Annotated in this window: 18 protein-coding genes and 1 pseudogene; 14 read left to right on the top strand and 5 right to left on the bottom strand. The window is 64.9% G+C overall.

From position 1 onward, the window contains the following. Positions 1-93 precede the first annotated feature (93 nt). The 5 genes and pseudogenes from EN738_RS06765 to EN738_RS06745 all read left to right on the top strand — a co-directional run bounded on the left by EN738_RS06765 (position 94) and on the right by EN738_RS06745 (position 4167). Positions 94-1206 carry a pyridoxal phosphate-dependent aminotransferase gene (locus EN738_RS06765; protein ID WP_127283026.1) on the top strand — a complete coding sequence of 371 codons (1113 nt, stop codon included), beginning with the start codon at positions 94-96 and terminating at the stop codon, positions 1204-1206. Positions 1207-1302: 96 nt separating this feature from the next. Next, entirely contained in the window at positions 1303-1587 is a 285-nt protein-coding gene (locus EN738_RS06760; protein WP_127283025.1) for an acylphosphatase, read from the top strand. Between the two features lie 119 nt (positions 1588-1706). After that, a pseudogene (locus tag EN738_RS06755) lies at positions 1707-2162 on the top strand (HlyD family efflux transporter periplasmic adaptor subunit); the annotation flags it as partial. Between the two features lie 141 nt (positions 2163-2303). Further along, positions 2304-2951, top strand: coding sequence for a TetR/AcrR family transcriptional regulator (locus tag EN738_RS06750; protein WP_127283024.1), 648 nt, complete (start codon positions 2304-2306; stop codon positions 2949-2951). A 52-nt stretch (positions 2952-3003) separates the two neighbouring features. Then, the gene (locus tag EN738_RS06745) at positions 3004-4167 is read left to right on the top strand and encodes an isovaleryl-CoA dehydrogenase (protein WP_127283023.1); all 1164 of its coding nucleotides are present in this window, start codon (positions 3004-3006) and stop codon (positions 4165-4167) included. Between the two features lie 17 nt (positions 4168-4184). On the opposite strand, the gene EN738_RS06740 is transcribed toward EN738_RS06745, so the two are convergent. Continuing rightward, the gene (locus EN738_RS06740; protein WP_127283022.1) at positions 4185-4577 is read right to left on the bottom strand and encodes a hypothetical protein; all 393 of its coding nucleotides are present in this window, start codon (positions 4575-4577) and stop codon (positions 4185-4187) included. Between the two features lie 245 nt (positions 4578-4822). Between EN738_RS06740 and EN738_RS06735 the strand changes: the two genes are divergently transcribed. The 4 genes from EN738_RS06735 (at position 4823) to EN738_RS06720 (ending at position 9471) form a co-directional block, all read left to right on the top strand. Next, on the top strand, positions 4823-6430 hold the full coding sequence (locus EN738_RS06735) for a carboxyl transferase domain-containing protein (RefSeq protein WP_127283021.1): 1608 nt from the start codon (positions 4823-4825) through the stop codon (positions 6428-6430). 1 nt (position 6431) lies between these two features. Further along, a complete protein-coding gene (locus EN738_RS06730) occupies positions 6432-6962 on the top strand; it encodes an O-acetyl-ADP-ribose deacetylase (protein ID WP_127283020.1) in 531 nt (176 codons plus the stop codon). A gap of 120 nt (positions 6963-7082) precedes the next feature. Then, positions 7083-7460 (top strand): hypothetical protein, encoded by a 378-nt coding sequence (locus EN738_RS06725; protein WP_127283019.1) that lies wholly within the window; start codon positions 7083-7085, stop codon positions 7458-7460. Positions 7461-7509: 49 nt separating this feature from the next. Continuing rightward, positions 7510-9471, top strand: coding sequence for an acetyl/propionyl/methylcrotonyl-CoA carboxylase subunit alpha (locus EN738_RS06720; protein WP_127283018.1), 1962 nt, complete (start codon positions 7510-7512; stop codon positions 9469-9471). A gap of 61 nt (positions 9472-9532) precedes the next feature. Here EN738_RS06720 and EN738_RS06715 read toward each other — a convergent pair whose 3' ends face one another. Continuing rightward, positions 9533-10654, bottom strand: a complete 1122-nt coding sequence (locus tag EN738_RS06715) for an ABC transporter substrate-binding protein (protein ID WP_127283017.1) — start codon at positions 10652-10654, stop codon at positions 9533-9535. A gap of 336 nt (positions 10655-10990) precedes the next feature. Further along, a complete protein-coding gene (locus EN738_RS06710; protein ID WP_127283016.1) occupies positions 10991-11257 on the bottom strand; it encodes a sel1 repeat family protein in 267 nt (88 codons plus the stop codon). Between the two features lie 434 nt (positions 11258-11691). Between EN738_RS06710 and EN738_RS06705 the strand changes: the two genes are divergently transcribed. The 5 genes from EN738_RS06705 (at position 11692) to EN738_RS06690 (ending at position 15409) form a co-directional block, all read left to right on the top strand. Further along, the gene (locus EN738_RS06705; protein WP_127283015.1) at positions 11692-12033 is read left to right on the top strand and encodes a DUF2147 domain-containing protein; all 342 of its coding nucleotides are present in this window, start codon (positions 11692-11694) and stop codon (positions 12031-12033) included. A gap of 182 nt (positions 12034-12215) precedes the next feature. After that, on the top strand, positions 12216-12368 hold the full coding sequence (locus EN738_RS35355; RefSeq protein ID WP_187331195.1) for a hypothetical protein: 153 nt from the start codon (positions 12216-12218) through the stop codon (positions 12366-12368). A 32-nt stretch (positions 12369-12400) separates the two neighbouring features. After that, positions 12401-12598, top strand: coding sequence for a hypothetical protein (locus EN738_RS06700; protein WP_127283014.1), 198 nt, complete (start codon positions 12401-12403; stop codon positions 12596-12598). Positions 12599-12797: 199 nt separating this feature from the next. Then, positions 12798-14258, top strand: coding sequence for an AMP nucleosidase (locus EN738_RS06695; protein WP_245493415.1), 1461 nt, complete (start codon positions 12798-12800; stop codon positions 14256-14258). A 113-nt stretch (positions 14259-14371) separates the two neighbouring features. Further along, on the top strand, positions 14372-15409 hold the full coding sequence (locus tag EN738_RS06690) for an endonuclease/exonuclease/phosphatase family protein (RefSeq protein WP_245478441.1): 1038 nt from the start codon (positions 14372-14374) through the stop codon (positions 15407-15409). A gap of 18 nt (positions 15410-15427) precedes the next feature. Here the strand turns inward: EN738_RS06690 and EN738_RS06685 are convergent, their stop codons facing one another. Together EN738_RS06685 and EN738_RS06680 are read right to left on the bottom strand one after the other, a co-directional pair. Beyond that, positions 15428-16027, bottom strand: a complete 600-nt coding sequence (locus EN738_RS06685) for a DUF922 domain-containing protein (RefSeq protein WP_127283012.1) — start codon at positions 16025-16027, stop codon at positions 15428-15430. Positions 16028-16245: 218 nt separating this feature from the next. Next, a complete protein-coding gene (locus EN738_RS06680; RefSeq protein ID WP_127283011.1) occupies positions 16246-17925 on the bottom strand; it encodes an electron transfer flavoprotein-ubiquinone oxidoreductase in 1680 nt (559 codons plus the stop codon). Positions 17926-17978: the final 53 nt, after the last annotated feature.

Here is a 17978-nt window from a genome sequence, read left to right as displayed (position 1 = left end):
AAGCTAGCGCCGCCATTTCCCCCTGCCGGCAACTTGCGCGGCCTACCCGTCCACGCTAGCAAGAAGGCCCCTTTTCTCGACGAGCCTCTTGCCATGCGCCTGCGCCCTCCCCTTACGCCGCTTATCGCCGCGCTTCCCTCGACGGTGCCGTTTGTCGGCCCGGAGGCGCAGGAGCGTGACCGCGGCCGTCCGTTCCGCGCCCGTATCGGCGCCAATGAGAGCAGCTTCGGGCCCTCTCCGCGCGTCATCGCCCGCATGGAAAGCGTCGCGCGCGACCAGTGGATGTATTGCGACCCCGACAATTTCGACCTCAAGCAGGCCGCGGCCGCCCATCTCGGCGTCGGCGCCGAGAATGTGGTTGTCGGCGAAGGCATAGACGGGCTGCTCAGCCTGGTGGCGCGCATGTATGTGGCGCCTGGCGACGCGGTGGTGACCTCGCTCGGCGCCTATCCGACCTTCAACTTCCATGTCGCCGGCGTCGGCGGAAGGCTGGTCGCGGTGCCCTACGAGAACGACCGGGAAAGCCTGGACGATCTGCTCGCGGCGGTGGTCCGCGAAAAGGCGCCGCTGGTCTATCTCTCCAATCCCGACAATCCGATGGGCAGCTGGTGGGAGGCCGCCGAGATCATCCGCTTCATCGAGGCGCTGCCGGAAACCACCATGCTGGTGCTGGACGAAGCCTATGGCGAGCTCGGGCCTGCCTCGGCGCTGCCGCCGATCGACGTGTCCCGGCCCAACGTCGTCCGCATGCGCACCTTCTCCAAGGCCTATGGGCTGGCCGGCATACGCTGCGGTTACGCGGTCGCCGAGCCCCAGGTGATCCGTGATTTCGAGAAGATCCGCAACCATTACGGCGTCAGCCGCATGGCGCAGATCGCCGGCGTCGAGGCTCTGGCCGACCAGGCCTTTCTGGAAAGCGTGGTGACGCGCGTCGCCGCCGGCCGCCGGCGCATCGCCGCAATCGCCGAGGCGAACGGGCTGAAGCCGCTGCCTTCGGCGACCAACTTCGTCACCATCGACTGCGGCAGCGACGGCGCCTTCGCCCTGAAGGTGCTGCAGGGCCTCCTGTCGCGCGACGTGTTCATCCGCAAGCCGATGGCGCCCGGGCTAGACCGCTGCATAAGGGTCAGCGTTGGCCTCGACCACGAGCTCGACATCTTCGCCGAAGAATTGCCGGGCGCGCTCGCGGCCGCCCGGGGTAACTAGCAGCAGCCGCTCGGCGGCTCGACCGCGTCGATACCGGGTTGCCTTTGGCCGGCCACATGCCCAGATTCTGCAAGGCGAAGGCGGAAGGTTGGTAGGATGCAGGGCAGGCAGCGCGCCGTGCGGGCACGCATTTCCGGCAAGGTGCAGGGCGTCAGCTATCGTGTCTGGACGCGCGGCGAGGCGATGCGTCTCGGCCTGACCGGCTGGGTGCGCAACGAACGCGACGGCTCGGTGACGGCGCTGATCGCCGGCGCCGATGGCGCGGTCACGGCCATGATCGAGCGGCTTTGGCAAGGGCCGCGCGGGGCCTCGGTCGCGAAGGTCGAGATCGCGGAAAGCGCCGGCGACGACGCGCCAGGCGACTTCCGAATCGTCACCTGACCGAATGCTGCAGCAAGCTCGGCAGCGGCCTCGAACCCAGGCTCGACATCCTCACGAGGACTGCCCAACAATGCGGCGCACGACATATGTGTGTATGTTCTGATTTGTTTCCTTTAGCGCTGAAGCAGATCGACATCCGCGCGCCGCAGTCGGGGCGCGTGCACCAATTGGCGGTACACACGATCGGCGGGGTCATCGCGCCCGGCGAGGCGATCATGCAGATCGTGCCGACCGCCGACGCCCTGGTGGTCGAGGCGCGTGTCGCTCCGCAGGACATCGACCAGGTCCGCGTCGGGCAGCCGGCCGCGCTTCGCCTCTCGGCGTTCAGCCAGCAGACCACGCCGGAGGTCGAGGGCCAGGTGGACCGGATTTCGCCCGACCTTATCGAAGACCAGAAGGCTGGCGTGGCCTATTACGCCGTGCGTATCGCGCTGACACAGAGCAGTCTGAAACAAGCCGGACAGCTCGAGCTGAAACCCGGCATGCCGGCCGAGGTTTTTCTGAGGACAGGCGAGCGCACGGTTCTCTCCTACCTGCTGAAGCCTTTGACCGACCAGGCGAGCCGCGCCTTCCGCGGCGACTGCGGCTCCGGCCCGATCGACCTCGCCGCTGTTGCGGTCGATCCTGCCTTTTACCGCACTGTTCGAGGCGCCCTTTCCTTCTCCCTTGAATTAATTGAACGTTCGTTTTATTATTGACGCAAAAAGGGAAGCGGAATGGCGCGCACGACGGGTTCCGATGGCGAAAAGACCGAGGCTGCCGTCCGCGAAGCGGCGGTCGGCCTGATCGCGCGCCTCGGCTACGAGGCGATGTCGATGCGACTGCTGGCGGCGGAAGTCGGCGTGCAGGCCGCCGCGCTCTACCGCTACTTCCCGACCAAGGAAGACCTGCTGTTCACGCTGATGCGCGAGCACATGGAAGGACTGCTCAAGGCATGGGATGCGGCGCGCCCGGCTGGCGCCGATCCGGTCGCGCGGCTCGCCGCCTATGTCGAAAACCACATCGCCTTCCATATCGCGCGCCGCTCCGCCACGCATGTCTCGAACATGGAGCTGCGCAGCCTTTCGCATGACAGGCTGACGCTGATTCTGAAGCAGCGCACCGCCTACGAGAAGGAACTGCGTGCCATCCTGCGCGACGGCGCGGAGAATGGCGTCTTTGCGATCGACGACATCGGGCTCACCGCCATGGCGCTGATCCAGATGATGACCGGCGTCATTGTCTGGTTCCGGCCGGGCGAGCGGCTGTCGATCGGCGAAGTCACCACGTCATATCTTTCGATGACAATGCGCCTGGTCGGCGCGACAATCAGCCAAGGCACCGCGCGTCCCTCCGGGCGCGCCAGGGACGTCGTGGCGCTCTGAGTTTCACGCATGATCCCCCGCGAGGATCGGGGCATGCGCAGGGAGGAACGGCATGTACACGAACACGCTGAGCTTCGGGCTCGATCCGGACATCGAGGCGCTGCGCGACCTTGTGCGGCGCTTCGCGCAGGACAAGATTGCGCCGATCGCGGCCGAGATCGACCGTGCCAACGAATTTCCAGCGCATCTGTGGGTGGAGCTCGGTGCGCTCGGCCTGCTCGGCATCACCGCCGATCCGGATTTCGGCGGCACTGGCATGGGCTATCTCGCCCATGTCGTGGCGGTGGAGGAGATTTCGCGCGCCTCGGCCTCGGTCGGCTTGTCCTATGGGGCGCATTCCAATCTCTGCGTCAACCAGATCAACCGCTGGGCAACGCCTGATCAGAAGGAGAAATACCTCCCTGCCCTCTGCTCGGGCGAGAAGGTCGGCGCGCTGGCGATGTCGGAATCGGGTGCCGGATCGGACGTGGTGTCGCTCCGGCTGCGCGCCGAAAAGCGCAACGATCGCTATGTGCTCAACGGCTCCAAGATGTGGATCACCAACGGGCCCGACGCAGAGACGCTGGTGGTATATGCCAAGACCGATCCGGATCGCCATTCGCGCGGCATCACCGCCTTCATCATCGAAAAGGATTTCGCCGGTTTCTCGGTGGCGCAGAAGCTCGACAAGCTCGGCATGCGCGGCTCCAACACCGGCGAGTTGGTGTTCGAGAATGTCGAGGTGCCGTTCGAGAACGTGCTGCATGAGGAAGGACGCGGCGTTGAGGTTCTGATGTCGGGCCTCGACTACGAGCGCGCGGTGCTGGCCGGCGGGCCGATCGGGCTGATGGCGGCCTGCCTCGACGTGGCGGTGCCTTATGTGCACGAACGCAAGCAGTTCGGTCAGCCGATCGGCACCTTCCAGCTGGTGCAGGGCAAGCTCGCCGACATGTACGCGACGATGAACGCCGCGCGCGCCTATGTCTATGCGGTGGCCGCGGCCTGCGACCGCGGCGAGACCACGCGCAAGGACGCCGCCGGCTGCGTTTTGTTCGCCGCCGAGAAGGCAACGCAGATGGCCCTCGATGCGATCCAGCTGCTCGGCGGCAATGGCTACATCAACGACTATCCGACCGGCAGGCTCCTGCGCGACGCCAAGCTCTACGAGATCGGCGCCGGCACCAGCGAAATCCGCCGCTGGCTGATCGGGCGCGAGATCATGGCGGAGGGGGTGTGATGGTCCCCTCCGCCATCTCAGCCGAAGGCCTTGGGCAGGTCGTCGGTCGGCTTGGCGACGATCTGATGCGCATCGCACCACAGAATCTCGCGCTGGCGCGCCGACGTTATCGACCGCACCGGCAAGCCGCCCTCCTCGATCAGCCAGGCGCAATAACGCGCGCGGCTGATCGCCTCCCTGGCGTCCGGATGAAACCAGCAGACGCCCCAGATCGAATTCCGGCGTTTGAAATGCCGGCCAACCCTGCCAGGAATGGGCAAATGCCGATTGAACCAGCCGAACTGATCCTTCAGTTCGTCATGGATCCAGTCCGGGCAGCCGTTCCGGTACAGATACCAGGACGCATGGAAAAAGCCGGTCTCCACCCGGCTCTTCGGATGGATCAGCGGCGTTACAAACCGCAAATACATTGTGACACCCACAGCGCTTGCGGGCGCCGTGTTCCTCTTGCTCAAATTCGGGACGTGGAAAGCCGCCCTTCGGCGGCGTCAGGCCATGGCCGAAGGGAGACATCTGGTGAAACGCATATCCATGCCTTTCATCGTCGCCTCCTGAGGGTGTCACTACTAAGAAGGATGCCATGCTTGGCGCGCGGCATCCGGGCGCGGGCTGTTACACTGGTTCCGTCGCGGCATCAAGAGGTGTGAGGAACAACGTGGCCACATTGCAATCCCAGATCTCCCCCGTCTCCGACACCTTCCGCGCCAATGCCGAGCGCATGCGGGCGCTGGTCGCCGACATTTCCGAGAAGGCTGCAAGCATCGAGCGCGGCGGCTCGGACGAGGCGCGCGAGCGCCATCTCGGGCGCGGCAAGCTGTTGCCGCGCCAGCGCCTGGCGCAGTTGCTCGACATCGGCTCGCCCTTCCTCGAGATCGGCCAGTTCGCGGCATGGTCGATGTATGGCGAGGACATTCCGGCCGCCGGTCTCATCGCCGGCATCGGCCGCGTCGAGGGCACGGAGGTGATGGTCGTCGTCAACGACGCCACGGTGAAGGGTGGCACCTACTATCCGCTGACGGTGAAGAAGCACCTGCGCGCGCAGGAGATCGCGCTGCAGAACAACCTGCCTTGCGTTTATCTGGTCGATAGCGGCGGCGCCAATCTGCCCAACCAGGACGAGGTGTTTCCCGACCGCGAGCATTTCGGCCGCATCTTCTACAACCAGGCCAACATGTCGGCGGCAGGCATCCCGCAGATCGCCTGCGTCATGGGCTCCTGCACTGCGGGCGGCGCCTATGTGCCGGCAATGTCGGACGAGACGATCATGGTGCGCAACCAGGCGACCATCTTCCTCGGCGGCCCGCCGCTGGTGAAGGCGGCGACAGGCGAGGATGTCAGCGCCGAGGAGCTCGGCGGCGCCGATGTCCACACAAGGCTTTCCGGCGTCGCCGACCACTACGCAATGGACGACGAACACGCGCTGGCCATTTGCCGGCGCATTGTGAAGAACCTCAATCGGAACAAGGCGGTAAGCCTGAACTTACAGAAACCGATTCCGCCGCTTCACGATCCGCATGAGCTCTACGGCATCGTGCCGACGGACCTGCGCCAGCCCTATGACGTGCGCGAGGTGATCGCGCGCACCGTCGACGGCTCGGAGTTCGACGAGTTCAAGCAGAATTATGGCACCACCTTGGTTACCGGCTTTGCCCATCTGCACGGCATGCCGGTCGGTATCATCGCCAACAATGGCGTGTTGTTTTCGGAGAGCGCGCTGAAGGGCGCGCATTTCATCGAGCTCTGCTGCCAGCGCGGCATTCCGCTGGTCTTCCTGCAGAACATCACCGGCTTCATGGTCGGCAGGAAATACGAGGTCGGCGGCATCGCCAAGGACGGCGCCAAGCTGGTGATGGCGGTCGCCACCGCCAGGGTGCCGAAGGTGACGATGATCATCGGAGGTTCGTTCGGCGCCGGCAATTACGGCATGTGCGGGCGGGCCTACTCACCTCGTTTCCTGTGGATGTGGCCGAATGCGCGCATTTCGGTGATGGGCGGCGAGCAGGCGGCGACGGTGCTTGCCATGGTCAAGCGCGAGGGTATCGAGCGCAAGGGCGGCGAGTGGAGCGCCGAAGAGGAAGCGAAATTCAGGAAGCCCATCCTGATGAAATACGAGCATGAGGGTCATCCGCTCTATTCCTCGGCGAGGCTGTGGGACGACGGCATCATCGACCCGGCGAGGACGCGCGAGGTCCTGGCGCTCAGCCTGTCGGCCGCGCTCAATGCCGACATCGAGGAGACGCGCTTCGGCGTGTTCAGGATGTGAGATGAGCGCTCCTGGCGACAGGCTCCGCATCAATACCGGTGACATCACCAGGCTCGCGGTCGATGCCATCGTCAACGCCGCCAATTCGTCGCTGCTCGGCGGTGGCGGGGTCGACGGCGCCATCCATCGCGCGGCGGGGCCTGAACTCCTGGCGGAGTGCCGCACGCTCAACGGCTGCGAGACCGGCGATGCAAAGCTGACCAAGGGCTACCGGCTGCCGGCGCGCTACGTCATTCACACCGTCGGGCCGGTCTGGCAGGGCGGCGGCAAGGGCGAGGCCGAGCTGCTCGCCTCCTGCTACCGGCGCTCGCTCGAGATCGCCAGCGCCCATGATTGCCGCACGATTGGCTTTCCGGCGATCTCAACCGGCATCTACGGCTACCCGAAGGACAAGGCGACGGGGGTTGCTGTCGGCAGCGTGAGCGATTTCCTCAGCCAGAACGCGATACCGGAAACCGTCATCTTCTGTTGCTTCGACGAGCAAACGGCGGAACTATACCGAGAGGCCGTTGCTGCGGTCGGTGGAGTCTGAACTTCATGGACCAATCAAATAATTTGCGAACTCAAATAGGATTTTTCGATACCGGGCTGGTCGCCTCGGAGAATACACGCTACTGCTCACCCCGCAATTTGCGGTGGGCATGGGGTGAAAATGAAACTGAACTATTTTCGGCGTATAGCTGCTTCGATACTTGCGGGATTGCTTATATTCGCCTTGCCCGGCGCGGGCGCGGCGGAGTCGCTTGCCGGCAAGGTGGGCGACAAGCGGTTCTCTCCGTATTTACCTGGGAATCCGAAGGACGAGTGCATCAAAACCTACCACGACTATGTGGCGGCCGGCGGCCATTCGGCCTATGCAACGACCTTCTATTCGCGCGTCGTCGACCTCTACATCATCTGCGGCTCGGGGCTGAACGCGCCGTCGCAAACGGCCGCGGAAGAGCGGGCGCTACGATCCTGCCAGGCGGGCCTGAAGAAGTGGAAAGTCAGGACCGCGAGCGGCGGCTGCGAAATCGCGGCGTCGAAATAGGCCGACGCTCGCCCGACTGGCGCCGACCGAGGCAAAACCGGGAGGCTCCATGTTCGGCAAGATCCTGATCGCCAATCGCGGCGAGATCGCCTGCCGCGTGATTCGCACGGCACGAAGGTTGGGCGTGCGCACCGTCGCCGTCTATTCCGATGCGGATGCGAGGGCCTGGCATGTCGAGATGGCCGACGAGGCAGTCCACATCGGCCCCTCGCCTGTCGGAGAAAGCTATTTGCGCGGCGATAGAATAGTCGCGGCGGCGCTTGCCACAGGCGCGGAGGCGATCCATCCGGGCTACGGCTTCCTGTCGGAGAACCCGGATTTCGTCGACCAGGTGACGGCGGCAGGGCTGGTCTTCATCGGCCCGTCGGCGGCCTCGATCCGCGCCATGGGATTGAAGGACGCGGCCAAGCGCCTGATGGAGACGGCGGGCGTTCCTGTGGTGCCCGGCTATCACGGCGAGGCGCAGGAGATCGTGCTCCTCGCCTCCAAGGCGCGCGAGATCGGCTATCCGGTGCTGATCAAGGCGCGCGCCGGCGGCGGCGGCAAGGGCATGCGGCGCGTCGACCACCCGGACGATTTCTCAGAGGCGCTGTCCGGCGCCCGGCGCGAGGCCAAAGCGGCCTTCGGCGACGATCGCGTGCTGGTGGAAAAATATGTCGACAAGCCGCGCCATATCGAAGTGCAGGTGTTCGGCGACAATTTCGGCAATGCCGTGCATCTTTTCGAGCGCGATTGCTCGGCGCAGCGCCGCCACCAGAAGGTGATCGAGGAAGCGCCCGCTCCCGGCATGACGCCGGCGCTGCGCAAGGCGATGACCGAGGCCGCGGTGAAGGCTGCCAAGGCCATCAGCTATTCAGGCGCCGGCACGATCGAGTTCATCGTCGACGCCTCGCAGGGGCTGAAGGCCGACCGCTTCTGGTTCATGGAGATGAACACCCGCCTGCAGGTCGAGCACCCCGTCACCGAAATGGTCACCGGCATCGATCTGGTCGAATGGCAGCTACGGGTCGCGTCCGGCGAGAAGCTGCCGAGCGCGCAAGCCGAGATCCAGCTTGCCGGCCACGCCTTCGAGGCGCGTATCTATGCCGAGGACGCCACCAGGGGATTCCTGCCGGCGACGGGCACGCTGCATCATCTGAAATTCCCGGATGCGGCGCCGGCGCATGCAGCCATGCGCATCGAGACGGGCGTGCGCGCCGGCGATGCGATCTCGCCCTTCTACGATCCGATGATCGCCAAGCTGGTGGTGCACGGCAAGGACCGGGCCGCCGCGCTTGCGGCGCTGCGCAAGGCGCTGGCTGAGACCGAAGTGGCCGGCTCGACGGTCAACACCGCCTTTCTCGCCGCGCTCGCCGCCGATGCCGATTTCGCGGCCGGCGACGTCGACACCGGGCTGATCGGCCGGCATCAGGACGAACTGGTGGCGATCGCCCCGCCGAATGGCGAGATCATTGCCGCCGCGGCGCTCGCGGCATCGGGCGCCGGCGCGCAAGAGCCGACCAGCGACCCCTGGTCGGCGCTCGCCGGCTATGCGCATTTCCACACGGTGGAGAGACGCACCCGGCTGCGCTACGGCGAAGAAGCCATACTGGCGCGCATCTCGATGCGGCCGGACGGCCGCTTCCAGGTGGCGCTGGAGGCGCCGTACGAAGAGGTCAATTCCCACGACCTGAGGACCACGCCTCGCCTCGCCCGCTGGCCAGGCCACGTCACCGTGTTCGAAGGCGCGGCCGGCTACAATTTCGCGGTTCCCGACCCGCTGGCGAAGGCCGACGAAGCCGCCGCCGCATCCGGGAGCCTGCGCGCGCCGATGCCCGGCCTGGTCAAGCTGGTGCGCGCGGGGCCGGGCGATGCTGTCGTCAAGGGCCAGCCGCTGCTGATCCTCGAGGCGATGAAGATGGAACATACGATCGCCGCCCCGCATGACGGGGTGATCGCCGAGATCGTGGCAGAAGGCGCGCAGGTCAGCGACGGCACCGTGCTGGTGCGCTTCGAGGAACCGCAGACCTGACTGTCCAAAATGAAAATGGCCGGAGCAGATCCGGCCATTTCCGACTGTCAGGCAGCGACGATCAAGGCTGGATCGGCGCGTATTTGCCGTCGTGCCACTGGTTGATGTCGTAGCTGGCGTTCTTCAGGTCGCCCTTCTCGTCGAAGACGACGTCGCCGACCACGGTGCTGATCGGCTGGCCGTTCTTCAGCGCTTCGGCGACCTTGGCCGGATCGTCGCTGCCGGCGCGCTTGATGCCCTCGGCGAAGGCCTGGACCACGGCGTAGGAGAACAGCGTGAAACCTTCCGGCACGAAGCCGCCGGCCTTGATCTTGGCGATGGCGTCCTTGGCTTCAGGCTTGGCCTGCGGATCCGACGGGAAGACGAACATCGTGCCTTCGCCGGCCGGCCCGGCGACCTGCCAGAATTCCGGAGTGGCGATCGAGTCCGGCATGATCAGCTGGAACTTGACGTTCTGCTCGGCCGCCTGGCGCAGGATGAGGCCGCCCTCGGGGTGGTAGCCGCCGAAATAGACGACGTCGGCCTTGAGCTCCTTCAACTTGGTGACGAGGGCCGAATAGTCCTTCTCGCCGGCATTGATGCCTTCGTAATCCACTTCCTTAAGGCCGCCGGCATTCATCGTCGCCTTGACGGCGTCGGCCACGCCCTGGCCGTAGGCGCTCTTGTCATGCAGGATGACGACATTCTTGCCGGCATATTTCTTGGCGATCCACGGACCGATGAAGGCGCCCTGCGCATCGTCGCGCGTATAGAGGCGCATGATCGTCGGCCAGCCGGCCTTGGCCGCGGCATCGGTCAGCTCCGGATTGGAGGAGGCCGGGCTCATCATCAGCGTGCCGGCCTCGGCATAGACGGCGGATGCCGGGATGCTGGAGCCCGAGCAGGCATGGCCATCGACGAATCTGGTGCCGTCGGCGACGATGCGGTTGGCGACGGAAACCGCCTGCTTCGGATCGCACTGGTCGTCCTGGACGTCGAGCTTGATCTGGTTGCCGTTGACACCGCCAGCGGCGTTGATGGCGTCGGCGGCGGCCTGCGCGCCCTGCTTGAACTGGTCGCCGATGGTGGCGAGCTGTCCGGTCATCGGACCGACCACCGAAATGGTGATGTCATCGGCAAATGCCAGCGGCGCGCTCATCATCAGGCCCAATGCGGCTGCGCTCAAAATACCTAATTTTTTCATGGTGATATAACACCTCCACTCGCGCGCGGCCGCTCCGGCCGCGCTTCTTTTAGAGAGGCCGGACCATTTCATCCTTCGCCTGGCATGTCTTGGCGCATCGCCGGCACTCGATTGGGCCTGTATTGTATCGCGGACCGCTTGAAAGCCAAAAGCCGCGCCGGCCTTGTTCCGGCCGGTCGCGGCTTTTTGCCAAACGAGCTTTCCCGAACGCCCCCGCGCCCGAAACCCCACTCGCTTCCCTGTCTTTCTTTTCGTCCGGCCGTATTGTGCGGCCTTGTCCCTGTGCCGGCCGTCTTGCGCGGCCTTGGCCCGAAGCGTTTCCGCCCTTGTTGTCTGTCAGTGCATCGTCATCCATTCGCGCGCTTCGCGCAGCGCCCTGGCGATCTCGGCCTTGGACATCGCCGCCGACAGTTCCGAGCGCAATTCGGCGGCGCGCACCGAACCCTTGATGGCGGCGATGTTGAACCATTTGTGGGCGGCGACGACGTCGGTCTCGCAATCGCGGCCGGTCGCATACATCATGCCCAGTTCGAAAAGAATGTCGGCCTGGGCAGTTGCCCCTATGGCGCCGAAGCCGGCTTCAAGCATTTCAAAACGTGCCATTTCAATCCCCTGTCTGGCTCCCGAGAGCTGCCTCCTTCTGTCCCTTGGTATCCCTCGGGGGGCTGCTCTTTCGATGCTTTCGAGGATGAAGCCGAGCCTTGAATCCGTCGTTAAATGGCGTGCTTAATTTGAAGAAAACAAAGCTAAAACAAGAGGTAAACACTGAAATTCGTTAAGCATACAAAGCCCGCAGTTCAGCCTGTTTGCGGCAAATTTGACGAAAACTTCGAACGGTCCGGTCAACACTCCGCTAACCACGGGAACCAATGGCAATGAAGCTGTCCGTTCATTTCGCGTTGAAAGGTGGCGGCAAAATCCTGCAACCTTCCCCGGCGGCACCGCTTTTGTTTTGCCGGAAGCTGAACTAGCTTACGTTTGCGTAAGGGTTAGGAAGGCGGGACGGCGCCCCACCGGAACCTATAGGGAGGACAGACATGTTTCGAAAAGTGAGCCTGGCCGTGGCGGCCACCTTGATCATGGCCGGCGCGGCCTTTGCCGATCCGATCGAGGGCAACTGGAAAACGCAGTCCGGCGAGACGGCGGCGATCGGCGGCGGCGGCGCGTTTGCCATCACGCTGAAGACCGGCAAGTTCGCCGGCAAGACGATCGGCTCGCTCAAGGCGGCCGGCGACAACAAATATGCCGGCAGCATAACCGATCCGGAAACAGACAAGACCTATGCCGGCAAGGCGACGCTTTCGGGCACGTCGCTCAAGATGAGCGGCTGCGTGTTCGGCGGCCTGATCTGCAAGAGCCAGACCTGGCACAAGCTCTGATCTGCGCCTCGCCGCAATCACCTGACGACGGGGCCCTCGTGGCCCCGTTTTCATTTTCTACCCGGCCGATGCGCCGCCTCAAAACCCGTCAACGAACTTGAACCGCAGATGAATGCCGGCATCAGAGCCGGTTCAGCGGCGCTCGGGCATTCTCCTTGGCATTGAAGGAGAGGACCAACGCAATGCTCGCCCGCCGCTTCACCATCGTCTGCCTGCTGATGAGCCTGTTTGGCATGCTTTTCGCCGTCCTGGTGGCCGAGACAGGCCGCCCGGCCCGGGCCTGGGACGCTGCCAATTCCTGCCGGCCGAACTGCATGAACCATTTCAACCGCTGAACCGACAAACCCTCAAAAGAGAAGCTACGATCATGGACCGCATCATCACCACCAGCGCCCTGAAGGCCCTTCGGCTCCTGCCGCGGGCGGCGCTCATCCTGGTGCTGCTCGCCGCCCCGGTGCTGGCGGTGCCGATGATGCGCGCCGATACAAGCGCGACGATCGAAGCGCCGTCGCCGAAGAAGTCCGGTGTCGGCTTTGTCCTGCTGGTCGCCCTGCAGCGCGGGTGAGGTGCGTCGATATTCAGGGGATGCCGGCCTGCAACTCGGCGCGGCCTGACCTGAATCTCAACACACCTTGAACCTTGGACGAACAAAATCGGCGCTCACGCTGTGTTCCGGCTTGGCTCCCCCTCCCAACCGCTCTTCCAAGTCTCTATATTGAGCCATGGAAAAGCGAATCTACCCCCAAGCCATCGAATCTGTCGTCATGCCTGAGCCTTTCGGCAGGCAGAGTTTCAACGACGCCAGAAAAGCGGTCGCCGCGCTTCAGGTGCTCTACGACCGCAACACCAAGTTCCTGCGCGATTCCTTCGCGGCACTGGCCGCCGGCGGCGACAACAACAAGCGCTACCGGGCCTTCTATCCCGAGATCGGCGTCACCACGACGTCGTTCAGCCAGGTCGACTCGCGCCAGGCCTACGGCCACATGCCGACGCCCGGCCATTTCTCGACCACGGTCACCCAGCCGATGCTGTTCGAAAACTATCTCGTCGAGCAGCTTCGGCTGATCATGCGCAATCACGGCGTCCAGGTGACGGTGTCGGAATCGACCACGCCCATCCCGCTGCATTTCGCCTTCCTGGAGGGCACCTATGTCGACGGCACAGCCGCCGAGCGCATCAAGCGGCCGATCCGCGACCTGTTCGACGTGCCCGATCTCGACGGCACCGATGACCAGATCGCCAACGGCACGTTCGAAGTTGCCTTCGGCGAGCCGCGGCCGCTGGCGCCGTTCACGGCGCAGCGCATCGACTATTCGCTGCACCGCATGACGCACTACACGGCGACCAGCCCGCAGCATTTCCAGAATTTCGTGCTGTTCACCAACTACCAGTTCTACATCGACGAATTCGTCGCCCGCGCCCGCGAGCTGATGGAGAGCGGCGGCGGCGGATACGCCGAATTCATCGAGCCTGGCAATGTCATCACCCATGCCGGATCGAGCGTGCCCTCCGAAGGCGCGCCGCCGCAGCGCCTGCCGCAAATGCCGGCCTATCATTTGAAGAAGCCGAACCATGGCGGTATCACCATGGTCAATATCGGCGTCGGCCCGTCCAACGCCAAGACGATCACCGACCATATCGCGGTGCTGCGACCGCATGCCTGGGTGATGCTCGGCCATTGCGCGGGCCTGCGCAACACGCAGGCGCTGGGCGACTATGTGCTGGCGCATGCCTATGTGCGCGAGGACCATGTGCTGGACGACGATCTGCCAGTCTGGGTGCCGATCCCGCCGCTGGCCGAGATACAGGTGGCGCTGCAGGAAGCGGTCGCCGAGGTCACCGGGCTTTCGGGCTACGACCTCAAGCGCATCATGCGCACCGGCACCGTCGCCACCATCGACAACCGCAACTGGGAGCTGCGCGACCAGCGCGGGCCGGTGCAGCGGCTGTCGCAGTCGCGCGCGATCGCGCTCGACATGGAATCGGCGACCATTGCCGCCAACGGCTTCCGCTTCCGCGTGCCCTACGGGACGCTGCTTTGCGTTTCCGACAAGCCGCTGCATGGCGAATTGAAGCTGCCGGGCATGGCGACCGAGTTCTACAAGCGGCAAGTGGCGCAGCACCTGACCATCGGCATCAAGGCGATGGAGAAGCTGGCCGGGATGCCGATGGAGCGGCTGCATTCGCGCAAGCTCAGGAGCTTTTCGGAGACGGCCTTCCAATAGCCGGCCAGCCCTGAAACCCTCGGCGAGGCAATGCGTCGTCTTGATCGCGCCGCAATTTCGCGGATAAGCAGGCCGGACGGATCGCCGGCGGTATTCAGCAGACCACGACTTCGATGAGAACAAGCGGCGCGCGCCCGAACATGGTGGCTGGGGTGACATTCCTGGCAATGATGGCGTTCTCGGCCGCTCTGGTGGCCGGGTTTTTCGGCACGCTGCATCCGGCCTTCGATTCCTTCTCGCATTTCCGCGTCCATCTCGCCGTGCTGGTCGCGCTCCTGGCATTGCCGCTGCTTGCCTCGTCGTTTCGCCTGCAGGCGGCCGCGGCGTTATTGTTTGCCGTCGCCAGCTTCGCCACCACGCTCAGCACGCTGCCCAGGCTGTGGCCAGTGCAGGCGGTCGCCAAGCCCGCCGACCAGATCGTCTACAGCCTGCTGCAGATGAATCTGCGCTACGACAATCCGACGCCGAAGAAGGTGCTGTCGCTGATCGGCCGGACCAATCCCGACGTGATCACCCTCGACGAGGTGTCGGAGATGTGGACGACCGAGCTCGGCTACATCACCAGCGCCTATCCCTACCGGATCCTTTGTCCCTATCCCAACGGCGTGTTCGGCGTGGCGCTGCTCTCCAGGCGTCCATTCGCCGCCGGGACCGAGCCGCATTGCGAGCGGCGCGGGGCGATGGCGATCGCGAGCGTCGACTTCGGCGGTGTCAGCGCCGATGTCGCCGCGATCCATCTCAGCTGGCCATGGCCGCGCGAGCAGTCCTGGCAGATCGGTGAACTCTCGGAGCAGCTCGCCTCGCTTGGCGAGACGGCCATCATGGCCGGCGACTGCAACGCCGTGCCGTGGAGCGCGGCGGTGCGGCGTGTCGCGGCGCTCGGCAAGCTCACCGTCATGCCGTCGGCCGGACCGACCTGGATGTACATCAAGCTGCCCGATGTCCTGCGGCGCTTCGCCGGCCTGCCGATCGACCAGGTGTTCAGCAAGGGCGGGGTGACGATCCACTCGGCGACGCGGCTCGAGGAAACTGGCTCCGATCACCTTCCGGTGCTGGTGGAGTTTTCGCTGCGGGCGGAAGAGAAGAAGCCCGACGACGAGCATGAGACCGCACTTGCAGCCATGGCTCGGTTCGGCAAGACGCGTGGTTAGCGCGACGTTCCCATCCGCTCAGGGCTTGGTCAAACCATCCACCAGATGCTCGACATGGCCGCCGTCGCGATGCTCGCGGGCGTCGAAAGCGTTCTGCTTGGCCTCGTATTCGGCATAGATGGCGTTGATGCGGCGCCTTGCCTCCTGGCGGGTGCCGGTGCAGAACCAGTTGTCGGCACGCTTGAGCCCACGGACCGACTTCGCGGTGGCCTGCATCATGCGCCTGGCGATGCGGCCATGCGTCTCCTCATGCGCACGGACGCCGGCGAAGAACCGCTTCCAGCGGCGTTCGAGCGCGGCACTGGCCGGCTGCGCCAGACGCGGATAGGTGTAGGTGAGGTCGAGCACGCCGTCGGCCTGCCGCAGGTGGCAGACCCCGTCGGTGCGGCTCATGGCGAGATCCCAATTCACCGTGTAAGCAGTGTCCGCGATGGCGCGAGTCATGAAGCCGTGCTTGGGGCCCTTGCGGTCCATTGCCTCGACCAGGGCGGCACCCGTCGTGCCCGCGATGTCGTATGTCCGCGTCTTGACCAGCAGCTTGGTGCCGGCCGATGCCGCCGGGGTTAAGCCGCACAGGCTGCCGACCGCTGCAAGGCATGCCAGGACCGCGAGGCGCATGGCCGTCCCTCCACTTTCAGGAAAGGGAACCACAAGCCCGCCGCGGTTTCAACAGGCCCGTTACATACCCTGACAAACCGGCCCCTCGCCGGCTCTTCGTTTGGGCGGCGGGCGAGACGGCCCGGTCGGGCCGCCGCTCTCACATGCCCTGATAGACCGGGCCTTCGCCGGCTCTTCGTTTGGGCGACGGTCGAGACGGCCCGGTCGGGCCGCCGCTCTCACATGCCCTGATAGACCGGGCCTTCGCCGCCTTGTGGCGGCACCCAGTTGATGTTCTGGTTGGGGTCCTTGATGTCGCAAGTCTTGCAGTGGACGCAGTTCTGCGCGTTGATGACGAAGCGCACGTCCTTGGCGGAAGGATCGGCAGCCGCATTGCCATCCTTGTCGACCCACTCATAGACGCCGGCCGGACAGTAGCGCGTCGAGGGTCCGGCAAAGACATCGTGCTCGGAGCGCTGCTGCAGTGCCGCGTCGCCGACGATGAGGTGGACCGGCTCGTTCTCCTCGTGATTGGTGTTGGACAGGAACACCGAGGAGAGCCGATCGAAGGTCAGCACGCCATCGGGCTTCGGATAGGCGATCTTCTGATGCTTGGTGGCCGGCTCCAGCGTCGCGTAGTCGGCCTTGCCGTGCTTCAGCGTGCCGAAGGGCGAGAAGCCGAACAGCGTGTTCAGCCACATGTCGAGGCCGCCGAGGCCGACGCCGATGATGGTGCCGAAGCGCGACCACAGCGGCTTGACGTTGCGCACCTTCTTCAAATCCTTGCCGATGTCGGTCGCGCGCCACGCGGCCTCGTAAGACGCAAGCTCGTCATTGGCGCGGCCGTCGGCGATCGCTTGCGCGACATGTTCGGCCGCCAGCATTCCCGACAGCACCGCATTGTGCGAGCCCTTGATGCGCGGCACGTTGACGAAGCCGGCCGCGCAGCCCATCAGCACGCCGCCCGGGAAGGACAACTTCGGCACCGACTGCCAGCCGCCTTCGGTGATGGCGCGCGCGCCATAGCCGATCCGCTTGGCGCCCTCGAAAGTGCCCTTGATCGCCGGATGCGTCTTGAAGCGCTGGAACTCCTCGAAGGGCGAGAGCCAGGGGTTCTTGTAGTTGAGATGGACGACGAAGCCGACGGCCACCTGGTTGTCTTCCAGATGATAGAGGAAGGAGCCGCCGCCGGTCTTCATGTCGAGCGGCCAGCCGAAGGAATGCTGGACGAGGCCAGGCTTGTGGTGCTCCGGCTTGACCTGCCAGAGTTCCTTCAGGCCGATGCCGAACTTGGCCGGCTCGCGGCCATCGGAAAGCTTGTATTTGGCGATCAACTGCTTGGCGAGCGAGCCGCGCGCGCCCTCGCCGATCAGCACATATTTGCCCATCAGCGCCATGCCGGGCGCGTAACCAGGACCCTGCGTACCATCCTTCTCGACGCCCATGTCGCCGGTGATGACGCCGGTGACGGCGCCGGCATCGTTGTAGACGAGGCTTGCGGCGGCAAAGCCCGGATAGATCTCGACGCCCAGCGCCTCTGCCTTGGTCGCCAGCCACCGGCAGACATTGCCGAGCGAGACGATGTAGTTGCCGTGATTGTTCATCAGCGGCGGCATCAGGATGTTGGGCAGGCGGAACGAGCCGGCGGGGCCAAGGACCAGGAAATGATCATCGGTCACCGGCGTCTTGAACGGGTGCCCTTCCTCCTCGCGCCAGCCCGGCAGAAGGCGGTCGACGCCGATCGGATCGACGACGGCGCCCGACAGGATGTGGGCGCCGACCTCGCCGCCCTTTTCCAGCACGACGACGGAAAGCTCGGGATTGACCTGCTTCAGGCGGATCGCCGCGGCGAGGCCGGCCGGACCCGCGCCGACGATCACCACGTCGAATTCCATGCTCTCGCGTTCGATATCGCTCATCGACCCCTCACTGGCTTGCCGCGCTTTCCCGCATTGTGCTGGCTCATGCGCTG

This window comes from Mesorhizobium sp. M4B.F.Ca.ET.017.02.2.1 (assembly GCF_003998955.1).
Classification (GTDB): Bacteria; Pseudomonadota; Alphaproteobacteria; order Rhizobiales; family Rhizobiaceae; genus Mesorhizobium; species Mesorhizobium abyssinicae.
The sequence above is the reverse complement of the archived record's forward strand: the minus strand, read 5'-3'. Positions and strand labels throughout refer to the sequence as shown.